Genomic DNA, 20,339 nt, shown 5'->3' with positions numbered 1-20,339 from the left:
ACCTTACGCTCGCAAAGGGCTGGCCGGAAGGCCGGGACGAGATCGTCCGATGATGCTGCTCAGTCGACCTGCTCAATCTCCGGACCTGGTTCAGTCGGCAGACCTGCCCGCAAAAGGCAAAGACAAACCTTCCGACCAGTGGAAGACCGTGACGCGGGAACGTGTCGAGCGGCTCGTCAACGCCTATCGCTCGGCAGAAAAGTCAGGCAACTAGAAAGCGCGTTCTGGTCTGCGGTCCAAGTCGAGATGATCAGGCAGTCCTGTCGTGGCAGTCAGCCCGGAGGGACCGCTGCGTGACCCGTGCGAACTCTGTCAGCGCTGCAGGGATCGATCTTCGTCAGCCGCGATCTCGCCTCTACCACGCGCCGTTGCGCGGCCTGTATTCTTCTGCACATCGCGAGATTCTCGGCCAGCATTTCTTCAGTGCGTTGATGCGCGAGCTCGGTCCGGTGAATGCGCTGCCTGGCGTTGGCAACTTCTGACGTCAAAATATCGGCCGCCATCCCGTGGCCGTGGGGTTCCATAGTGTCCATTGATTTCTAATACATGGGGGCCGATATCGTTCCCTGATTTCGGGCGAAACGGCGGGCCGCAGACGGGCGGCGACACATTTTGAATCATTACCGTTAGGAGCCCGGAAGAAGAAAGTAGACGACGAAGTGATTGTTCGCCTCATTGATAGGTTGTCCGTTTAGCCCGCACTAGGCTGTGTCAGAGCGGGGCGGTTAGAATGCCGGCGTGACAGGCCAGTGAAAAGGCCATTCTGATCAACGACAGTTTCGATTGTTCGTCAGGCCGAATTCGCACGAAAATGGACAAAAGTTGAAACCAGAACCCCCAGGCCATGGTCTATCAAAGACCGAGGCCAGTGTTAGCGGCAATCAATCTTCGACCATCTCAAAATTGGAGCCGGAGATGTTGCGAACTCGCCAGTTGTGGCCTGCATTAGCCAATTCTGTGTTTAGCCACTTGGCAGGAGGAAGCTCTAGTCCTGCCATCATACGAGAAGTTATGCCGTCGTGGCTTAGGACGTACAGTCCGGCAAATTGCCGGACGATTTCAACGCGATTGGCGATTAGGTCCTTTTGAGCAGCATCCTTATCAACGGCCTTCGTCGTCGCGCTCAATCTCTCTTCAACTTCGGCCTGCAGTTTCGCGGGCACAGTAAGAAGTTTCGACACAAAGAAAATCGCCGCCAGCACCGTTGTCATACCTACGGCCGCCACAAGCTTTACTAGCGCTCCGGACATATCGCCAAGGAAATACCAAGTGGCAAAAAACACAGCGAAAAGCGGAGCCAGAGTAACTAGAATGCGCTCCCAATTGTTCCATCTGACCGATGCGAGACTTTCCCGCCAGGCGCGCTTTGCAATGGTCTTCCAGTAGGTCTTGGTCATTGCCGGTTCATAGCAGAATCGAGTTTCCAATTCAAACTGAGGGCAGATAGGCGTTCAGCTTGGGAAGCTAGCCCTTTCGACCCGATTCCAAGGACTTGCCTGTAAAACAGGCGGAAAGTCGCTTGTGTGATATCAACGGGTTACGGCGGGATTGTAAAACCGTCGCGGCATCAGCACCGGTACTTATCAGTCTCGGCGATGAAGCACGTGAACTCGCGCTCGACCTCGAAGGCCGCCTCGTCTCTTGTGGCGGCGGTTCCTCGTCTCTTGTGGCGGCGGTTCCTCGCTGCCCGCGGCGTTGGCGCGCCTCGTCGAGGCCCTTGCGCGTCAGGCGGCGCGCGACGCTTATGAGCGCCGCCAGGAGAACACCCATGAAACGAGCGGCACTCTATGCCCGCTATTCAAGCGACCTGCAGACCGACAGGTCGATTGAGGACCAGGTAGCGCTCTGCTCGGACTATGCCGCCAAGCAGCAGCTGACCGTCGCCACCGTCTTTCACGACCGCGCCCGCTCCGGCGCCTCGATCATGGGCCGCGACGGCGTGCTGTCGATGATGGACGCCGCGCGCGACGGCCTGTTCGACGTCCCCATCGTCGAGGCGCTTGACCGCCTGTCGCGCGACCAGGAAGACCTCGCCGGCATCTACAAGCGGCTCACCCATCTCGGCATCGAAATCCGCGCCGTGCATGACGGCCGGGCAGACATCGTGCAGATCGGCATCCGCGGCCTGGTCGGCGCGCTATATCTACAGGATCTTGCGCAGAAGGTGCGGCGCGGCATGGCCGGCGTGGTGCGCGACGGCCGCAGCGCCGGCGGCAAGGCCTGTGGCTATGCGCCGGTGCCGGGAAAGCTTGGCGAACTGTCGATCTTGCCGGAAGAAGCGGCGATCGTGCTGCGCATCTTCGAGGAGTATGCGGCCGGCCGAACGCCGCGCGACATCGCCGGCGGGTTGAACGATGACAACATTGCCCCGCCGCGCGGTCGCTACTGGTCGGGTGGGACTATCAACGGCAACCCAAAGCGAGGCTACGGCATTCTGCAGAATGCCATCTATGACAGCCGCATCGTCTGGAACCGTGTCCACATGGTCAAGGATCCGGATAGCGGCCGGCGCCAGTCGCGCGTCAATCCGAAGTCCGAGTGGCAGGAGCATGCCGCCGAGCATCTGCGCATCGTGCCGGCCGAGCTGTTCGCCGCGGTCAACAACCGCAAGCCGCGCAATCGTTGCGAGACGCCGCAGCGCAAGAACACGCGGCTGCTTTCAGGTCTGCTTCGCTGTGGCGCCTGCGGCTCGGGCATGTCGGTGAAGGACAAGATGGGACGGCTGACCCGCATCGTCTGCACGCGCGCCAAGGAATCGCGCTCGTGCACCAACACGCGGCCCTATGCCGTCGATCATATCGAGGCGACGGTGCTGGACGGTTTGCGCGCCAGGCTGAACGACAAGGCGCTGATCGACCACTATGTCGCCGCCTACAATGATGAGCATCAAAAGCTCTATTCGGGGCAGGGCGCCTCGCGCGAAAAGGCAGCGCAACGGCTTGACGCTGCCAAGCGCGAATATGACCGGGTGCTGAACGCCTACGTCAAAGGTATGATCTCCGAAGCCGAGGCCGAGCAGCGCCTGCCCGAGCTGCGCGCTGAGCGCCAGCGCCTCGAGGGCGAGCTCGCGGTGACGCCGCAGCCGCCCAAGGTCGTTACGCTGAAGCCGGCGCTGGTCACCCGCTATATCAGAGATCTCGAAGCGCTCGCCGCGGCGATCGGCGACAACGGTTTCGTCTCTGAAGAGGCCAAGAAGATCGTCCGCGACGTCGTGACCACAGTGACGGTCTACCCGCCAAAGGCGGGTGAGCAGCCGTCGATCCTGATCGATGGATATCTGTCCAACATGGTCGACCAGGGCCTGAGCCACCGCGTCTCCGTTCGGGGGGGAGCGATGGTAGCGGGAGAGGGACTTGAACCCCCGACCCCAGGATTATGATTCCCGTGCTCTAACCAACTGAGCTACCCCGCCAGGGCGGCGAAGGCCCGAAATCCAGCTTAAATCGGCAGGCATATCGGCGCGTTCGCCAAGGTCGCGCGGATATAAGGTTGCGAGGCCAAGCCTGTCAAGCATCGAAGTGGCTGCCGCGCCGGCATATTGCTGGCGCCTAAAGCTTTGCCGGGCAGACATTTGGGCGCACAGGCCGGGGTTGAGTTCGGCGAGGCACGTCGCTATGTCTCGCCCACGAAAGCCATGGTCAGAAATTGATGAAACCGCGCATTGCAGTCCTGGGTTGCGGATACTGGGGAAGCAACCACATCCGCACCCTCAAGGCGCTCGGCGCGCTGCACGCGGTTTCGGACGTCAACCCTGCGCGTGCGGAAGGTTTTGCCAGCGAGCAGGATTGCCTGGCGATCGAGCCGGAGGCGCTGTTTGCCCGCGACGATGTCGACGCCATTGTCATGGCGCTGCCGCCGCAGTTCCATGCCGACATGGCGGTGCGCGCCGTGCTCGGCGGCAAGGACGTGCTGGTGGAGAAGCCGATCGCGCTGACGGTGCCCGACGCCGAGCGCTCGGTGCAGGCTGCCGCCGACAATGGCCGTGTCTTCATGGTCGGCCATGTGCTGCGCTTCCATCCCGCATTCGAGACGCTGAAGGCGCTGATCGACAATGGCGAGCTCGGCGAGGTCCGCTACATCCATTCGCACCGGCTCGGCCTCGGCAAGTTCCACACCGAAAACGATGCGTTGTGGGATCTGGCGCCGCACGATCTGTCGATGATCCTGGCCATCACCGGCACCGAGCCGGTCGAGGTGCGCGGCGAAGGCGCTGCCCTTCTCGACAATCTCAGCGACTTTGCGCATCTGCACATGCGCTTTCCCAACGGCCTGCGCGGCCATCTGTTCGCCTCGCGGCTCAACCCTTACCGCGAACGGCGGCTGACCGTGGTCGGCACCAAGGCGATGGCGGTGTTCGACGATGTCGAGCCGTGGGAGCGCAAGCTTGCCGTCTACCGCCACGCGGTGTGGCAGGACAGCGGCCAATGGGCGTTCACCGCCAACGAGCCGTCCTATGTGGCGGTCGGCGAGGGCATGCCGCTGACGCGCGAGCTGGAGCATTTCATCCGCTGCATCGAGACGCGGGCCGAACCGCGCACCAGCGGCGAGGAAGCCATCCGAGTGCTGCGCATCCTGACCGCCGGCACCGTCGCCCACACCAGGCCCTAAGCGAAAAACGCCGTCTATTCGGCGGGAACCCGCGCCGGCTGGACGGCAAGCCGCGTCAGCATCGCCTCGGCTTCGGCGCCGCGCTCGGAGCGCTCGATGAAGCCGCCGCCGAACACGCGCGCCTCGTTGCCGTCGTCGGAATAGAGCACGCAGGCCTGACCGGGCGCGATGCCGGACTCGCCGTCGACCAGCTCCACCGAAGTGACGCCCGCGCGGTGATGCAGCACGGCCGGGCGCGGCGGCCGCGTCGAGCGCACCTTGGCGAAAAGCTCGAGCCCGGCCGCCAGGATCTCGGTCAGCGGGCCATCGCCCAGCCAGTTCATGTTGCGCAAGAAGATCTTGTGGGTTTCCAGCGCCTCGCGCGGGCCGACGACGACGCGGGCCCGGTCGGCGTCGAGATGGACGACGTAGAGCGGCTCGCCGGAGGCGATGCCGATGCCGCGGCGCTGACCGACGGTGTAGCGCAAAATGCCTTCGTGGCGGCCAAGCACGCGCCCGTCTATATGGACGATGTCGCCCGGATTGGCGGCAGCCGGCTTCAGCTTGGCGATGATGTCGGAATATTTGCCCTGCGGCACGAAACAGATGTCCTGGCTGTCCTGCTTGGCGGCGACCGTCAGTCCCATCTCCTCGGCGATGGCGCGAACCTCAGGCTTCGACAGGCCGCCGAGCGGAAAACGCAGATAGTCGATCTGCGCCTGGGTGGTGGCGAACAGGAAGTAGCTCTGGTCGCGGTCGGCGTCGACCGGCCGGTAAAGCGCGCGGTGGGCGCCATTGGCGCCGGAACGGATGTAGTGACCGGTGGCCAGCGCGTCGGCGCCGAGTTCCTTGGCGGTCGCGAGAAGATCGGCGAATTTCACCGTCTGATTGCAGGAGACGCAAGGGATCGGCGTTTCGCCGGCGACATAGCTCTCGGCGAACGGGTCAATCACCGCCTTGCGGAAGCGCTCCTCGTAATCGAGCACGTAATGCGGGATGGCGAGCGTCTCGGAGACGCGGCGGGCATCGTCGATGTCCTGGCCGGCGCAGCATGAGCCGGCCCGGTGCGTTGCCGCGCCGTGGTCGTAAAGCTGCAGCGTGACGCCGACGACGTCGTAGCCCTCGTGCTTTAAGAGACCGGCAACAACCGACGAATCGACACCGCCCGACATGGCGACGACGACACGGGTGTTTTCGGGGCGTCCGGGAAGATCGAGGCTGTTCATGGTTCTTTCGTTCTGCGCGGCGCTTCAATGCCAATGGCCGGAATATAGGTCAAGCGTCCCGGCCGCGCCAGCTTTGCAGGCCGGCTCATTTTTCCAGCCGGGTTCAATGCGCGTGCCGGCAGATATCTCAAATGCCGATGAAAAGACTAACGCGGCGTTCATGATCCTTACCTATCCATTAGGGTCTGCTTAGCCAAATTTTAAAGCTGTGGCGGTAATGTGGTGGGGATTGGGTCTTTGAGTTTTTTGTAGAGAGTACGATGACCGATCTAATTAGACCGCGAGTCAAATACGTTATCGGGCCTGACGGCAGCCCACTTACCATCGCCGATCTGCCGCCGACGAACACACGTCGCTGGGTTATCCGGCGCAAGGCGGAAGTGGTGGCGGCGGTGCGTGGCGGGCTTTTGAGCCTGGAAGAGGCGTGCCAGCGCTACAAGCTCACCACCGAGGAATTCCTGTCCTGGCAGGCGTCGATCGACGAATACGGCCTTGCCGGGCTGCGCACCACGCGCATCCAGCAATACCGGCATTAGTCCGATAAGGGCGCTGATCCGCGCCCTTAAAGTTTGCCGGAGCGACGATCTGGGATTTCAGACCGTCAGCACCACCTTGCCGATCGGCCTGGTGGCGAGAAAGGCATGGGCGGCACCGGCCTGTTCGAGCGGAAACGCCTTTGCCACGTGGACGGCCAGCTTTTTCGCGTCGATCAATTTGCCGAGTTCCACCAGAGCGGCACGGTCGGGCACCACGGACATGCGCTCGACGCGGATGCCTTGCGTCCTGGCCTTTGCCTTGGTGGCATCGCTGACATCGAGCAGCGACACCAGAACACCGCCGGCCTTGAGCACTTTTAGCGATTGCTCCGCATGCTCGCCGCCGAACGGCTCCAGAACGAGATCGATGTCGCGAGCCTTTCCGGTGAAATCATCCTCTGTGTAGTCGATCACCTCGTCGGCGCCGAGCGAGCGGACGAAATCAAGCTTTTCCGGGCTGGCGGTCGCGACGACGTAAGCACCGCGCGCCTTGGCGATCTGCACCGCCAGATGGCCGACGCCGCCGGCTCCGGCGTGGATCAGCACGCGCTGGCCAGGATTGAGCCGGCCATGGCGGACAAGGCCTTGCCAGGCCGTCAGGCCGGCCAGCGGCAGCGCGGCGGCTTGGGCGTGGTCTATGCCTTCAGGTTTCGGCGCAAGCTCATCAGCCGGGACAGTGGCGAGTTCGGCGTAAGCTGCCGCCTGTTTGGGAAAGCGCGACATGCCAAAGACGGCATCGCCGACCTTAAGGCCGGACAGGCCGGAGCCCAGCGCCTCGACAGTTCCCGAAACGTCCCAACCAAGGATGAAGGGCGGCTCGCCAAGCAGCGGATAGTGGCCGCCGCGCACTGCGCCGTCGACCGGATTGATGCCGGCCGCCTCGATGCGGACCAGCACTTCGCCGGCCTCGGGTGATGGCGCGGGACGATCGGCAATGACGAGGACGTTGGGTGCGCCGAAGGAATTCTGGATAATGGCACGCATGGGAGGCTCTCTCCTGCTGGTTTGATATGCCACTATCATTTGGATAGTAATATTCTCTTGTCTAGTATGTACCTTTTTGATATATACGCACCTCATGGATAGCGAAGATTGTTTCCCTTCCGGTTATGACGCGTTCCGACGGACGTGCCCCTCGCACGCGGTGCTTGAGACGCTCGCCAGCAAATGGGTCCACCTGGTGATTTGTGCGTTGCGCCGGGGCCGGCTCCGCAACGGCGAATTGGCGCGCAAGCTCGAAGGCATCACCCCGAAAATGCTGACGCAGACGCTGCGTATCCTGGAACGCGACGGCCTGGTGCGGCGCGAGGTGTTCCCGGTCATTCCCCCGCGGGTCGAATACGAGCTGACCGAACTTGGCCAGAACCTGGCAGGACTGCTCAATCAGATCAGGGCCTGGTCGGAGCAGCATGTGCCCGACATCAAGGACGCCCGCGCGCGGGCGGCCGAACAGCAAGAAGATCTGGATGCCTGAGGCCGGCACCGTTCGGTGCACAGCAATAGCGCTCAAGCGCGACGCGCGTTAAAGCCTTGTTTTCAGCCGATCATGGCGCTGCGGCCGCCGGCTTCCGTGTCGCGCGCCTTGGTGTCGCGCGATTCGAGCATCTCGGCCTTGGAAAGCTCCGCTTCGGCTTCGCTCAGCAATGATTCGGCGACATTTCGCTGCTGGGCGAGGTCGCTTTGCGAATTTCTGAGGTTGTCGCGGCGCAGGCGTGCCGCCTTGGCGAAGGTCGGATAGGCAAAATGATTGATGTCGGTGATGCCGGCCTTCTTCTCTTCGGCCGCGATCTGAAGTTCCAGCTCGACGGCCATGCGCTCGAACTCGGCGATCATCATGTCGAGCTGCAGCAGCTGCCGCCGCTTCTCGCTCACCTGAAATTGCTTCAGCCGAACGAGGTTTTCACGTGACTTCATGATTCGGTACTCCCGGAAACGCACACCTGCACATATCGTCCAATTCACCCGGCAAGGCCCAGGCTTCACCCGTTTCCACCGGCTTTCCCGGAACTATGGGAAACAAACTCCTAAAGTTTTTTGCCGGCGGTAACCATTCGTTTACGGGCATTGTTAATCATACGGCTCAGGACTTAAGGGCGGGTAAAAATTCTGCTACTCGTCGCGAAACCCGGCCAACGAGTCCGAAGAGTCACTTAGTCTGGCTTATTAATGTGCTGCATTAACGGTTTGGGTCTGTGATTCATTATTGGATTCAACAAGGTGTAGAAAGGGGTTAAAAAATCTGATACCGTCATGGACGGGGAATTAGGTTTTATTAACCATTCGATGGCAGCCTCTGCTCAGGCAATCACTGCTCCGGTCCTGGACGGGTCGTGAAATGGTCCGGCGGCAGAAAAGGGGAATGAAATGCGCGTTCTGCTGATAGAAGACGACAGTGCAACCGCACAAAGCATCGAGCTGATGCTGAAATCGGAAAGTTTCAATGTCTATACGACCGACCTTGGTGAAGAGGGTGTCGATCTAGGCAAGCTTTACGATTACGACATCATTCTCCTCGATCTCAATCTCCCCGACATGTCGGGTTATGAAGTTTTGAGGACACTTCGCCTGTCCAAGGTGAAGACGCCGATCCTCATCCTCTCCGGCATGGCCGGTATCGAGGACAAGGTGCGCGGCCTTGGCTTCGGCGCCGACGATTACATGACCAAGCCCTTCCACAAGGACGAACTGGTCGCCCGCATCCATGCCATCGTGCGGCGTTCCAAGGGCCATGCCCAGTCGGTCATCACCACCGGCGACCTGGTGGTCAATCTCGATGCCAAGACCGTTGAAGTCGGTGGCCAGCGCGTGCATCTGACCGGCAAGGAATATCAGATGCTGGAGCTGCTCTCGCTGCGCAAGGGTACCACGCTGACCAAGGAAATGTTCCTCAATCATCTCTATGGCGGCATGGACGAACCGGAGCTGAAGATCATCGACGTCTTCATCTGCAAGCTGCGCAAGAAGCTCGACGCCGCATCGGGCGGGCAGAATTACATCGAGACCGTCTGGGGCCGCGGCTATGTGCTGCGTGAGCCGGAAGATATCCGCGTCAGCGCCTGATCCCGAAAAGTGGATGCCGGTTTTCGGAAAAGAACACAGTAAAACAATAGGATAGAGCCTCATCCCGATTTCATCGGAATGGAACGACCCCTGATCAGGCGGCAATCTTCAAGGCGCGGAAGCACTCGAGCAATTGCGGCCGGTTGAACGGCTTCAGCAGGTAACCCTGGGCGCCGGCGCGTTTTGCCCGCATGATCGCCCCGACGTCGACCTCGACCAGCGAAATCAGAACTTGCGGCAATACCGGGCTTTCCATGGAGCGCACGCGGCGGATGAGGTCCTGCGCCTGCATGTCCGGCAAGGCGCCGTCGACGACGATGATGTCCGGCATGTCGGCAGTGCACATCTCGATCGCCTCATGGCCGCTGGCGGCTTCGATCACCATCATGCCGGAGCCGCCCAGGATACGCTTTGCAACCTTCCTGATGACGCTCGAATTGTCGACGAACATGCAGCGTTTCATTCCCGGACCCTCTTTGCCATGCGGCGAACCGGCAGCGTCGTGGCATCTGCCGGGGAACATAGGCCGATCTGGTAAAGAAGCCGAAAAGCCGTTAGGTAAAATTTTCCTGAAGGTGTTGTAAGCGAAATCTTCTTTCGCAATGCTTCATCCAATCAATCCGCAAGCCCGTCTCGCAGATGTTAAGACAGTGCCGCAAATATGACCTGGAGAAATACTTCGCGCTCTTTTGGAGAACTTCAGGCTACGGAAAGGACGATCTCGTCGGCGGTCGCATGGATCGATATCGTCATGTTGGCTTCGCGGGCCAAAAGCAGCGTGTAATAGGGTTGCACCGAATGCGCGTCGATCGGCTCTTCCGGTCTGTGGCCGGAATGCAATTCCAGGAATTTGGGCGGCACGCGCAGCATCGGGCCGCTCGCCGCGAGCGCAAAGCGCGGCTCGGTCTCGAGGTTCTCCAGCGTGACCACCAGCCTGCCGCCGCGCGGAATGGCGGCGTTGGCGACGAGGATGAGGTTGAGCAGCAGCTTGACCTTGTTCTTGGGCAATAGGGCGCGGGTTCCGTTCCAGACCAGTTCCGGCTTCTCGTTCTTCAGGAAGGCGATGGCCACGGCCTCGGCGTCCCCGGTGTCGATCAGCATGCCGGCCGAACCGGCGGCGCCGAAGGCGATGCGGGCGAATTGCAGGCGGGCGGAGGCGTTTTTGGCGCTTTGGCGGATCAGCTTCATGGCGTCTTCGTCGGCGCCGCCTTCGTCGAGCAGCTCAAGCCCGTTGTTTATGGCGCCGACCGGCGAAATGATGTCGTGGCAGACCCGACTGCACAGCAGCGCTGCCAGGTCGGGTGCGGAAAGGGTGAAAAGCTCGGCCATCGGCAAAAATCCCTGCAAATTTCACAACAAAATGACCGGGCGATCATGATCACGCCTGTCCACACGAATCACCCTCTCTCCCAAGCATTGTGAATACACAGCGCTTGTGCGTGCAGCAACAAATCCAAAATTATCATTGTCGAAAATGGTGTGTTCACGCAGCCTGGGTGCTGCGCGGGCATGCGAAAACAGCCTTCGAACCGCCATGTTCATGTGAGAGTTTAATGGTTGAAAAAGGATTACGGCATAGTTTGCCCCTAACAGTCATCCTTAACGGCCGCCAAAGAGCCGTACGGGTGCGAGGCGTCGGCGAAAGTGCTCCCTGACGGAGATTGGAAGCATGGTTTCCCGATTCTACGACCGGACTTTTTTCCGTGTCATCTCAATGACGATCGCGCTCATCGGCCTTGTCGCCTTTTCGACATCGGCCGCGCGGGCGCAAGAGTACACCGCCCAGGAGATCGTTGATTCCGGTCATAAATTCTTCGGCGCGACATCGGGTGGGCTGGCCACGGTCGTCGAGAAGATTTTCGCCACCTATGGCCTGCCGAACGGCTATCTGCTCGGCGAAGAGGGGTCCGGGGCGCTGATCGGTGGCCTGACCTATGGCGAAGGCACGCTCTACACCAAGAATGCCGGCGATCACAAAGTGTTCTGGCAAGGCCCGTCGCTCGGCTGGGATTTCGGCGGCGAGGGCTCGCGCGTGATGATGCTGGTCTACAATCTCGACGATGTGAGCAGCCTCTATAACCGCTTTGGCGGCGTCGCCGGCTCTGCCTATGTCATCGCCGGCGTCGGTTTCAACGTGCTGAAGAACAACAATGTGCTGCTCGTGCCGATCCGTACCGGCGTCGGCGCCCGTCTTGGCGTCAATCTCGGCTACCTCAAGCTCACCCAACGCGCGACCTGGAATCCGTTCTGACCTGCACGATGGCGCCACTGCGGTTGGCCCTGTGATCCCACGGTCTGAGCTTTGCCGCGGCAGACCCTTGCCGCGGCGCCGGATTTCCGTCATGCGAAGATGGCAAAGTCGAACTTTGACCATTGCCTGCCGCCCATAACGGCCGGCCATGCATAACGGATAGTCATCTTGGTCCAGTCGATCCTGTTCTTTGTCCTCGGCTTTCTCTGCGCGGGCTTTCTGGCGCTGATGATTGCCCCGGCCGTCTGGCGGCGGGCGGTGGCGCTGACGCGCAGGCGCGTCGAGGGTTCGATGCCGCTGACGCTGGCCGAGATCCAGGCGGACAAGGATCGCGTCCGCGCCGAGTTCGCCGTTTCGGCGCGCCGGCTCGAAATGACCATCAAGTCATTGCGCGAGAAAGCCGCCGAACAGCTGGTCGAGATCGGCCGCGACCGCGAAGCCCTGAAGGAATTGGCGGCCGAGCGGCAGGATAAGAACCGGGTCGTCGCCGACCTCACAACCAGGAGCGAGGAGCTTCGCAAGCGCGATGAGCAGCGGCAGCAGCTGTCGGAGAGGCTTGCGGAGACCGAGCGCGCGCTCGAAAAGCGCGGGCTCGAACTGCGAAAACTGGAGCACATGTATGACGACGCCAGTTTTTCGTCCAGCAGCCGGCAGATCGAGCTGGTGGCGCGCGAATCCGAGCTGCAGAAGCTGGCAAGCGACATTTCGCTGCTGCGCGGCCAGCGCAAGGAGGCGGACAGGCGCAGCCAGGAATTGACAGCCGAAAGCAAGGTTTTGCGGGACGCGCTGAAGGCCGAGAAGAAAAGAACCGGCGACTTGGAAAAGAAGGTCGAACGCCTGCTCGCCACGTTGGCCGATCGCGAGGACAGGCTGGAGCGCCGCGAAAAGGAACTGGTGCGCCTTCGCGAAAGGGCGAAAGGCGCTGAAAGCCCGCCTGCGGCGGCCCTTGCCGGCATGCCAGGAAGCCAGGTCAATGCGACCGCCAACGGCGACATCGAAAAGGCAAGCGCCAAGCTCGATGCCGACCGCGAGCGGCTGGAGGCCAGGCTGACATCGCTGGCACGCGAGAACAGGAGGCTGAAGACAGATCTTGCTGCCGTCGAAACATCGAAATCACACGCCGGAGACGATACCGGCAGCGCCAGCGCGGCATTGCGCGAAGAGATGAACGATCTGGCAGCGCAAGTCGTCGCCTTGACGGCCAAGCTCGACGGCCCGGATTCGCCGATCGCCCAGGCGCTTGCAGCGCCTGAGGATGCGCGGCCGGAGAGCGGCGGACGCAGCCTTGCCGATCGCGTGCGGGCGCTGCAGAAGGCCGCATCGACCAACTGAGACGCCGCAAGCGCAAGAGCGAGACGCCCGGCTCTAAAGCGCGTCGTGTTCGACCGGCCTCATGCGACGCGCTTTATGTTCTTGTTTTGATGCATGTCGTTACCGCAAAACCGCTGCACACTTTTGCGCGACATGCATCAGGCCCCGGAAAAATGATGAAGTGCGATGGCTGACGCCGCTGCGACATTCAGGCTGTCGAAATCCTGCGCCATACCGATCCGCAGCGTCTGCAGGCGAGCAAGCAGGCTTTCCGGCAGGCCTTCGCCCTCGGTGCCGAGATAGAGAGCCAGCCGCTCGTTTCTCTTGGCATCGCGAATGTCGATTTGCCCGTGCGGCGACAACGCGAATTGGCTGAAGCCTTGCTGGTCGAGTATGGCGATGCAGCCGGCGGCGTCGGCAAAGGAGGCGAAGGGGACTTTCAAGGCGGCGCCCACCGAGACGCGGATTGCCTTGCGGTACAGCGGATCGCAGCAGGTCGGATCGAGAAGCACGGCATCCGCGCCAAAGGCGGCGGCATTGCGGAAGATCGAGCCCATATTGTCATGATTGGCGATGCCGACCAGCACAACGATCAGCGCGCGGGCGGGCAGCGCGCCGAGCAAGGCCTCAGCGGAGATGGCCGCACCTTTGCGGCCGATCGCCAATATGCCGCGATGCATGTGGAATCCGGCGATCCTGTCCATGATTTCGCTGGATGCGACATAGATCGGGAGCCCGGCAGGCGCCTTGCGCAGGACGTCATCGAGGCCGGCCAGCCGGTTTTCGAGTACCAGCACCGATTCTGCCTCGAAGCGCCGGGCGGCGAGCAGCGTGTCGAGCACCACCTTGCCTTCGGCGACGAAACGGCCTTGCCGGCCGGCAAGATCTCGCTCCCGGATGTCGAGATAGGCGGCGACGCGGGGATCCTGCGGGTCGTCTATGCGGATCGGATTCATGGCTTCCTCGGCCGACCATGGCATCGGCCGCGAATCGGGATTCGGTTTCGGAAGGCATGATGCCGGATCCGAAGCTCGGACCGTATCTCAGCGTCCAAATGGATGCACGCCGTTCGAACGGTCAAGCCCAATCACTGGACGCCGGGCCGAGGCCCCCTGGCGACGAGAAATACTTGATTCCCGCGGCACGGCCCTTCGGCCAAGCCGCTTCAATTCAGAATTTCGATCGGGCGAAGGAACCACACAGGGCCATGCCGCGTCATAGAAGCGGGCTCCTGCTGCAGTCCTGGGAGGACATCGATGATCAGGCTCCTCCTCGTCTTCGCCGCCACGCTTGCCCTCGCATGCGGCGTGGCTCGCGCAGCCAAGCTCGATCCAGCCACCGTCAATCAGGCCCAATTCACTATCGGCGAACCGAAGGGTGTCGATCCGATGCTGCTGAAGGCGCAGATCCTTCTGGATCGCGCCCGCTTCTCGCCGGGCCTGATCGACGGTCGTCTTTCCCAGAACTTCGCCAAGGCCGTCGCCGCGTTTCAGGCGGCAAACGGACTTCCGCCCGACGGCAAGCTCGATCCACAGACCTGGAGCAAACTCATCGCAACCTCCGCCAGGCCGGTGCTGGTGACCTATGAGGTGATGCGCAAGGACGTGCGCGGACCTTTCACCAAGCGTATTCCGGCCCGCTTGGAGAGGATGGCCCGCTTGCGGCGGCTCGGTTACCGCAATGCGGTGGAGAAGTTGGCCGAGCGCTTCCATATCAGCGAACAATTGTTGAGAATGCTTAATCCTGGCACCAGTCTCAGGAAACCAGGCAGGACGTTGGTGGTGCCTGATGTCGGCAGGGGCGACCCTGCCGCCGGGGTTGCCGCCGTCGAGATCGACAAGGGCGCTCGCCTGGTGCGTGTGCTCGACCGTGCCGGCAAATGGCTGGCGGTCTACCCCGCCTCGATTGGGAGCGACGAGAAACCGGCGCCAAGCGGCACGGCAGAGGTCAAGCGCGTGGTGCACAACCCTACCTATCACTATGATCCGGACTTCGCTTTCAAGGGGGTCAAGACCAAGCGGCCCTTCACTATCGCTGCCGGGCCGAATAATCCGGTGGGATCGGTCTGGATCGATCTTTCCATCGAAAGCTACGGCATCCACGGCACGCCGGAACCGGGCAAGATCGGCACGACCTTTTCCCATGGCTGCATCCGGTTGACCAATTGGGATGCCGAAGACCTCGCCTCCATGGTGCAGCCTGGCACGAAGGTCGAGTTCAAGGACGAGATTGCGCAGGCCGCCGAAGAGCGCGCTCAGTAGCAGGCGGACTTGGCAGCAAAGCGGACTTGCCGGCCAAACGGACTTGCCGGCCAAACGGACTTGGCGACCAAACGGACTTGGCGGGGCGTTCTCCGCCCCGGCCAATCAGGTCCCGGCGCGACGCAGCCGGTGAGCCATCTGCGACAGTTCACCTTCGCCGAAAATGCCGTCCAGCATGTGCAGCAGTTCGCGTACCGCGCCGGATTTGCAGGAATAATAGATCATTTGCCGGTCGCGACGGGTCTCGACAAGGTCGGAAGCCCTGAGCTTGGCCAGATGCTGCGACAAAGCGGATTGGCTGAGCGACACTTTCTCGGCTATGGCGCCGACCGACATTTCGCCCTCGGCCAGATAGCTCATGATCAACAAACGTTTTTCGTTGCCCATCAGCGTCAGAAACGCGGCCGCGGCTCCGGCGTTGGCGACTAGCTTGTTCGAGACCATAGATCCCCCATGCCTTCCTGCTCATCCGCCGCTATGGGGGCAATAGCGTCGGATTCCATAGACTTTCCCTATAGATGCACGCCAGCGATTCAGCGTCACTCGCAAAGGTAGAACATTTCGCTCAAATCTCAAGGCTTGCTTTCCATGCAAGCCGATTAACTGTGCGGCTGTGATCAATTTGCCGATCGGGCAGCCTTTGCCATGTCGACCAGGACAGGCCTGAGGTCGCGTGCCGCCTGCAGCGGATTGGGAAAAAAGACCCGGCAGACATTGTCGCCGGATACGAGATCCATCCCGTCGGCGTCGAAGCCGGTGACGATCCAGCCGTCGCGCTCGGCCCCGCCGAAATGACTTGCGTAGAGGGCAATCGCATCGAGATGGTCGGCGTTCATGTGGTCGAGTGCCGATTGCTCGCCGGCGGCAAGCTCTTCAACGATTGCTCCCGTCGCGACCAGATCGGCGCGTTCGAGCAGATAGGCCTTGCCGAAGCCGCCGTTCAGGCTGGCGCGCTCCGGTTCGAGCCGGAAGATCGAGAAGTCGCCGAGCCCGGCATAGAGCTTCGCCTTGGGATTGCGGTTGAGGTAGCGCCGCTCGGCGCGGGCGTGTTCGTTCGATCCGCGTTCGAGCCGTACGGCGCGGCAGACGAGCGTCAATCGCGGATGCGCCAGCGGATCGCCCTTGCCGGGTTCGCCGACGAGCAGCGAGCAGCGCGGGTCGGCAAGGATAGCGCCGGTATGGGCGGACAGCATCGACACCAGGATCAATGGCGTGCCGTCGATGTCGGTGGCGACACCGACCCTGCTGGCCAGCGGCGAACCGGTTCCTGGCTCGAGCACTGCCAGCGCGCCGAAACGGGCGCTGCGGATCAGCGTCTTTGCCAGCCTGATCGCCTCGGCGTCGGTCGCGCGGATCACGTCTTTCCTGGGTTCGTCCAAAGCACCACCGTCGCGTTTACTTCGGCGCCATGCGGATGGCGCCATCGAGGCGAATGGTCTCGCCGTTGAGCATCTGGTTCTCGATGATGTGCAAGGCAAGTGCGGCATATTCCGAAGGCTCGCCCAAACGGGAAGGGAAGGGCACTGCCGCACCGAGCGAATCCTGCACCTCCTGCGGCATGCCGGCCATCATCGGCGTCCTGAAGATGCCGGGCGCGATGGTGCAGACGCGAATGCCGGAGCGGGCGAGATCGCGCGCCACCGGCAGCGTCATGCCGACGACGCCGCTTTTGGATGCCGAATAGGCCGCCTGGCCGATCTGGCCGTCATAGGCGGCGACCGATGCGGTGTTGACGATGACGCCGCGCTCGCCGCCCTGCAGCGGCTCGAGCTTCGCGGTCCGGTCGGCAACCAGGCGGATCATGTTGAAGGTGCCGATCAGATTGACCTCGATCACCTTGCGGTATTGGTCGAGCGGATGTGGTCCGTCCTTGCCGATCGTCTTCATGCCGATAACGATGCCGGCGCAATTGACCAGGATGCGCGGCTCGCCGAGCGTCTCAGCCACTTCCGCGACAGCAGCGGCACCGCTTTCCGCGTCGCTCACATCGCATCGGACGGCAATGCCGCCGATGTCGGCCGCCACCTTGGCCGCCCGCTCGACGCCGAGATCGAGGACGGCAACCCTGGCGCCGCCGGCGGCAAGAGCGCGCGCCGTCGCCTCGCCAAGGCCGGAGCCGCCACCGGTGACGATCGCAATCTGGCCGTTCGGGTTCATCTCGACGTCCTCCTCCGAGCCCAGACTATTCTGCCAAGCCACCGTGCGACAGCGCCGGCATGGTCACGCCATCGCCGCGATGTGCTCGCCAATCCTCGCCTGGTCGGCGTGGCAAACCTCGCCCACCAGCCTTGCCACTGCGCCCGGCACGATCTCGTGCGCCAAAAGCCGGTCGAGGTCGACCGGACGCGTCATCGAGATCTGCCCACGCGGCAGCCTCTTGAAACCGAGCGGACCGTAATAGGGTTCGTCGCCGACCAGCATCACGGCCGGCGCGCCGGCTTTGGCAGCGGCTTCGAGCGCGATTGCCACCAGCCGGCGGCCGATGCCGAGGTTCTTGAAGGCCGGCTGCACGGCGAGCGGCCCTAGCATCAGCGAGCGGCCGGCGCCCGCGGCGATGCGTGTCATCCGTACCGAGGCGACGACGGTTGCGCCGTCGACGGCCACGAAGGACAAAGCCCGTTCATGCGGGCCACCTTGGCGGATCCTGTAGGCAGCAAGCACGAAACGGCCCGGCCCGAAGGCTTCGTCATTGATGGCTTCGATTTCAGGATCATGCGCCGGAGTTTCCGGCAGGTATTTCACGTCGGCAAGGCTCATGGTCTTTGCGTTCCGGTATGCGAGGAAAGGTTTGCTGCAAGCGGCAGCGTTCGCCAGTCAGCGCTTCATCAAGCGCGGGCGCTCTTTCGTCGTCGGTCGAACCGGATCAGGGCAAAGTCGAACATGCGGATTGTCCGCTAGCACCAATTTTCAGCCGCCGCAATCGGCCGGTTGCGCTCGACGACGCAGCTGTTGACGATCTGTTCAGCGCTGGCGATTTCGGCAGGTCCATTTCATGCCCTACATCAGGCAGGAACGCGAAAGGACATTTCATGGGATTGCTAGTCGAAGGCCAATGGCAGGACCGCTGGTACGATACCGGGGAGAGCGGCGGCAAATTCGTGCGGGCGCAGTCGCAGTGGCGCGACTGGGTGACCCGCCACGGCTTCCCGGCCGAAGGGCGAAAACGTGGCTTCAAGGCCGAGCCCGGCCGCTATCACCTCTATGTCTCGCTCGCCTGCCCGTGGGCGCATCGGACGCTGATCTTTCGCGTGCTCAAAAAACTCGAGGACGTGATTTCCGTCTCGGTCGTCCATCATTTCATGGGCGCCGACGGCTGGACGTTCCTGGCCGAGGACGGCGCGACCGGCGACACGCTCTACGGCCTCGATTTCCTGCACCAGATCTACACCAGGGCCGATCCCGGCTATTCGGGCCGGGTCACCGTTCCCGTGCTGTGGGACAAACGCGAGCAGACCATCGTTTCCAACGAATCCTCCGAGATTATCCGCATGCTCAATTCGGCCTTCGACGAATGGGGCGATGCCAAGCTCGATTTCTATCCGCAACCGCTGCGCGGCGAGATCGATGCGGTCAATGCGCTGGTCTATCCCGCGGTCAACAACGGCGTTTATCGTGCCGGCTTCGCCACCACGCAGCCAGCCTACGAGGAGGCGTTCGGCGAATTGTTCTCCACGCTCGACATGCTGGAGGACCGTCTGTCAAGGCAGCGCTATCTCGTCGGCGGCCGCATCACCGAGGCGGATTGGCGGCTGTTCACGACACTGGTCCGCTTCGACCCGGTCTATGTCGGCCATTTCAAGTGCAATCTGCGCCGCATCGCCGACTATCCGAACCTGTCGAATTATCTGCGCGACCTCTACCAGGTGCCGGGCGTCGCCGGCACGGTGAATTTGCACCACATCAAGTCGCACTATTACGGCAGCCACGAGACCATCAACCCGACGCGCATCGTGCCGGTCGGGCCTGAGCTCGACTATGGCGCGCTGCACGACCGCAACAGGTTCAGGAAGGCGGCGTGAGACCGGCGCCCTAGCGGAAGGTTTCTGAGTCCATCTTTGCCCTTCTGACGAGATCAGCTTTCAATGTGGTATTTCCAAATCGATTGGAGTAGCCGAGCGACGTTGCCAGGAACGCCACGATGCCGCCGATCATGACGATCTGGACCGACATCTGGAGCGGGATTGCGCGAAACGATCCCGACAGCAGAAGCACGGCCATTCCCAAACCCATTTCTATCAGGCTTGAGAAGCCGACCATTTTCCAGAATTCAGTGCGAGTAAAAAGCCGAGCATGTCGCTTTATAAAAACGAAATATGTCACGAATGCCGCAAAAAGTTGTATTGCGAACTGGATGCCTCTTCCACTTTTTTCCAACCTGGATGGATCTATCCCAAGGACCATTGTCGAAATTAAGGCTGTAGCAAGAATTGTTGTCACAGTAATTACCGTGTAAAGTGAGATATATAGTACGATTCTAAGCCTGTCGTTTTGGCTATGTTTCATTTTTCTCTTATCGCCTAATATATATATGTCTCTCGGAGAACAATGGATGTTGCCGGCCTAAACCGAAGCAGCCAAAGCTGTTGGAGAGATGATCTACCAGTAAGGCGATGCCGAATTCCCCTCAAAAACTTCGGCAATCCGCCGCAGCGTCGCCGGTGTCGTGCCTTCCGGCAAGCGGTCGAGCGGAAAGAAGCCGGCTTCGGCGATCTCGCGGTCGGGCAGCTTGGGTGCTGGCTGATCGAACTCCTCGACCAGATAGAGACCGACATGATCGCGGCGGCTGGCGCGGCGGTTGAAATGCAGGGACTTCAGCACCGGCGGTCCGGTCAGCGCGATGTTGCCTTCCTCGAAGACTTCGCGTGTCAGCGCTTCGATCATCGTCTCGCCCAACTCGACGCCACCGCCGGGCAGGTGCCAGCCAGGGACATAGGTGTGGCGGATGAGGAAGATGGAATTGGAGGGGCGGTCGTGGATCAAGCCGCGCACGCCGAGCGTCATCGGCCGCCGCAGTACGAAGTACAGGTGAAACAGCCTTGCCCTGAAGCCTGGCCAGCCGGTCTGGCGCAGGGCTTGCTCCGGATCCGGCGTCATCGTCCGCGAAACC

24 protein-coding genes and 1 tRNA gene are annotated in these 20,339 nt (G+C 61.7%); 11 read left to right on the top strand and 14 right to left on the bottom strand.

The features are described 5' to 3' along the window. Positions 1-49: 49 nt before the first annotated feature. The gene (locus tag X760_RS76370) at positions 50-214 is read left to right on the top strand and encodes a hypothetical protein (protein WP_023719283.1); all 165 of its coding nucleotides are present in this window, start codon (positions 50-52) and stop codon (positions 212-214) included. Positions 215-293: 79 nt separating this feature from the next. After that, complete coding sequence (locus tag X760_RS76365; protein ID WP_156948078.1) at positions 294-482, top strand: hypothetical protein; 189 nt, start codon at positions 294-296, stop codon at positions 480-482. Positions 483-881: 399 nt separating this feature from the next. Here the strand turns inward: X760_RS76365 and X760_RS54980 are convergent, their stop codons facing one another. Further along, a complete protein-coding gene (locus X760_RS54980; RefSeq protein ID WP_023719281.1) occupies positions 882-1,397 on the bottom strand; it encodes a hypothetical protein in 516 nt (171 codons plus the stop codon). Positions 1,398-1,744: 347 nt separating this feature from the next. Here X760_RS54980 and X760_RS74755 point away from each other — a divergent pair, with 347 nt between their 5' ends. Then, a complete protein-coding gene (locus X760_RS74755; RefSeq protein ID WP_348633222.1) occupies positions 1,745-3,379 on the top strand; it encodes a recombinase family protein in 1,635 nt (544 codons plus the stop codon). Here X760_RS74755 and X760_RS54975 read toward each other — a convergent pair. Then, positions 3,336-3,412: transfer RNA gene (locus tag X760_RS54975), tRNA-Met, on the bottom strand. The two genes, X760_RS74755 and X760_RS54975, sit on opposite strands and share 44 nt — an antisense overlap. 236 nt (positions 3,413-3,648) lie before the next feature. Here X760_RS54975 and X760_RS54970 point away from each other — a divergent pair. Beyond that, positions 3,649-4,608, top strand: coding sequence for a Gfo/Idh/MocA family oxidoreductase (locus X760_RS54970; protein ID WP_023719280.1), 960 nt, complete (start codon positions 3,649-3,651; stop codon positions 4,606-4,608). A 14-nt stretch (positions 4,609-4,622) separates the two neighbouring features. Here X760_RS54970 and mnmA read toward each other — a convergent pair whose 3' ends face one another. Further along, positions 4,623-5,813, bottom strand: a complete 1,191-nt coding sequence (gene mnmA / locus X760_RS54965; protein WP_023719279.1) for a tRNA 2-thiouridine(34) synthase MnmA — start codon at positions 5,811-5,813, stop codon at positions 4,623-4,625. Between the two features lie 260 nt (positions 5,814-6,073). Here mnmA and X760_RS54960 point away from each other — a divergent pair, with 260 nt between their 5' ends. After that, positions 6,074-6,349 carry a DUF1153 domain-containing protein gene (locus X760_RS54960; protein WP_023679563.1) on the top strand — a complete coding sequence of 92 codons (276 nt, stop codon included), beginning with the start codon at positions 6,074-6,076 and terminating at the stop codon, positions 6,347-6,349. Positions 6,350-6,406: 57 nt separating this feature from the next. Here the strand turns inward: X760_RS54960 and X760_RS54955 are convergent, their stop codons facing one another. Further along, complete coding sequence (locus X760_RS54955; protein ID WP_023719277.1) at positions 6,407-7,333, bottom strand: NADP-dependent oxidoreductase; 927 nt, start codon at positions 7,331-7,333, stop codon at positions 6,407-6,409. A gap of 94 nt (positions 7,334-7,427) precedes the next feature. Here X760_RS54955 and X760_RS54950 point away from each other — a divergent pair, with 94 nt between their 5' ends. Then, positions 7,428-7,823 carry a helix-turn-helix domain-containing protein gene (locus tag X760_RS54950; protein WP_023719276.1) on the top strand — a complete coding sequence of 132 codons (396 nt, stop codon included), beginning with the start codon at positions 7,428-7,430 and terminating at the stop codon, positions 7,821-7,823. Between the two features lie 62 nt (positions 7,824-7,885). Here the strand turns inward: X760_RS54950 and X760_RS54945 are convergent, their stop codons facing one another. Then, positions 7,886-8,263 carry a flagellar export protein FliJ gene (locus X760_RS54945; RefSeq protein ID WP_023719275.1) on the bottom strand — a complete coding sequence of 126 codons (378 nt, stop codon included), beginning with the start codon at positions 8,261-8,263 and terminating at the stop codon, positions 7,886-7,888. Positions 8,264-8,713: 450 nt separating this feature from the next. On the opposite strand from X760_RS54945, the gene ctrA reads away from it, so the two are divergent. Further along, positions 8,714-9,409: a cell cycle two-component system response regulator CtrA gene (gene ctrA / locus X760_RS54940; protein WP_006203583.1), complete on the top strand. Its 696-nt coding sequence runs from the start codon at positions 8,714-8,716 to the stop codon at positions 9,407-9,409. 94 nt (positions 9,410-9,503) lie between these two features. Here ctrA and X760_RS54935 read toward each other — a convergent pair whose 3' ends face one another. Beyond that, positions 9,504-9,872: a response regulator gene (locus X760_RS54935; protein WP_023719274.1), complete on the bottom strand. Its 369-nt coding sequence runs from the start codon at positions 9,870-9,872 to the stop codon at positions 9,504-9,506. Between the two features lie 236 nt (positions 9,873-10,108). Then, entirely contained in the window at positions 10,109-10,738 is a 630-nt protein-coding gene (locus X760_RS54930; protein WP_023719273.1) for a histidine phosphotransferase family protein, read from the bottom strand. A gap of 385 nt (positions 10,739-11,123) precedes the next feature. On the opposite strand from X760_RS54930, the gene X760_RS54925 reads away from it, so the two are divergent. Further along, a complete protein-coding gene (locus tag X760_RS54925) occupies positions 11,124-11,660 on the top strand; it encodes an EipA family protein (protein ID WP_245278600.1) in 537 nt (178 codons plus the stop codon). A 168-nt stretch (positions 11,661-11,828) separates the two neighbouring features. Then, positions 11,829-12,992 carry a hypothetical protein gene (locus X760_RS54920; RefSeq protein WP_023719271.1) on the top strand — a complete coding sequence of 388 codons (1,164 nt, stop codon included), beginning with the start codon at positions 11,829-11,831 and terminating at the stop codon, positions 12,990-12,992. A gap of 137 nt (positions 12,993-13,129) precedes the next feature. On the opposite strand, the gene X760_RS54915 is transcribed toward X760_RS54920, so the two are convergent. After that, the gene (locus X760_RS54915; protein WP_023719270.1) at positions 13,130-13,927 is read right to left on the bottom strand and encodes an RNA methyltransferase; all 798 of its coding nucleotides are present in this window, start codon (positions 13,925-13,927) and stop codon (positions 13,130-13,132) included. Between the two features lie 300 nt (positions 13,928-14,227). On the opposite strand from X760_RS54915, the gene X760_RS54910 reads away from it, so the two are divergent. Continuing rightward, positions 14,228-15,232, top strand: a complete 1,005-nt coding sequence (locus X760_RS54910) for a L,D-transpeptidase (protein ID WP_023719269.1) — start codon at positions 14,228-14,230, stop codon at positions 15,230-15,232. 105 nt (positions 15,233-15,337) lie between these two features. On the opposite strand, the gene X760_RS54905 is transcribed toward X760_RS54910, so the two are convergent. The 4 genes from X760_RS54905 to X760_RS54890 form a co-directional block, all read right to left on the bottom strand. Next, entirely contained in the window at positions 15,338-15,676 is a 339-nt protein-coding gene (locus X760_RS54905) for a metalloregulator ArsR/SmtB family transcription factor (RefSeq protein WP_023719268.1), read from the bottom strand. A 173-nt stretch (positions 15,677-15,849) separates the two neighbouring features. Continuing rightward, positions 15,850-16,656: a HugZ family protein gene (locus tag X760_RS54900; RefSeq protein ID WP_198030492.1), complete on the bottom strand. Its 807-nt coding sequence runs from the start codon at positions 16,654-16,656 to the stop codon at positions 15,850-15,852. Continuing rightward, positions 16,628-17,389 (bottom strand): 3-hydroxyacyl-CoA dehydrogenase, encoded by a 762-nt coding sequence (locus X760_RS54895; RefSeq protein WP_023719266.1) that lies wholly within the window; start codon positions 17,387-17,389, stop codon positions 16,628-16,630. Before X760_RS54895 ends, X760_RS54900 begins: the two co-directional genes overlap by 29 nt. A gap of 63 nt (positions 17,390-17,452) precedes the next feature. After that, the gene (locus X760_RS54890; RefSeq protein ID WP_023719265.1) at positions 17,453-17,989 is read right to left on the bottom strand and encodes an N-acetyltransferase; all 537 of its coding nucleotides are present in this window, start codon (positions 17,987-17,989) and stop codon (positions 17,453-17,455) included. A gap of 272 nt (positions 17,990-18,261) precedes the next feature. On the opposite strand from X760_RS54890, the gene X760_RS54885 reads away from it, so the two are divergent. Beyond that, positions 18,262-19,251 (top strand): glutathione S-transferase family protein, encoded by a 990-nt coding sequence (locus X760_RS54885; RefSeq protein ID WP_023719264.1) that lies wholly within the window; start codon positions 18,262-18,264, stop codon positions 19,249-19,251. A 10-nt stretch (positions 19,252-19,261) separates the two neighbouring features. On the opposite strand, the gene X760_RS77225 is transcribed toward X760_RS54885, so the two are convergent. Together X760_RS77225 and X760_RS54875 are read right to left on the bottom strand one after the other, a co-directional pair. Beyond that, positions 19,262-19,735, bottom strand: coding sequence for an ABZJ_00895 family protein (locus tag X760_RS77225; protein WP_280940419.1), 474 nt, complete (start codon positions 19,733-19,735; stop codon positions 19,262-19,264). 93 nt (positions 19,736-19,828) lie between these two features. Next, positions 19,829-20,326 (bottom strand): NUDIX domain-containing protein, encoded by a 498-nt coding sequence (locus tag X760_RS54875; RefSeq protein ID WP_023719262.1) that lies wholly within the window; start codon positions 20,324-20,326, stop codon positions 19,829-19,831. Positions 20,327-20,339: the final 13 nt, after the last annotated feature.

The organism is Mesorhizobium sp. LSHC420B00, assembly GCF_000503055.1.
Taxonomy (GTDB): Bacteria; Pseudomonadota; Alphaproteobacteria; order Rhizobiales; family Rhizobiaceae; genus Mesorhizobium.
The sequence above is the reverse complement of the archived record's forward strand: the minus strand, read 5'-3'. Positions and strand labels throughout refer to the sequence as shown.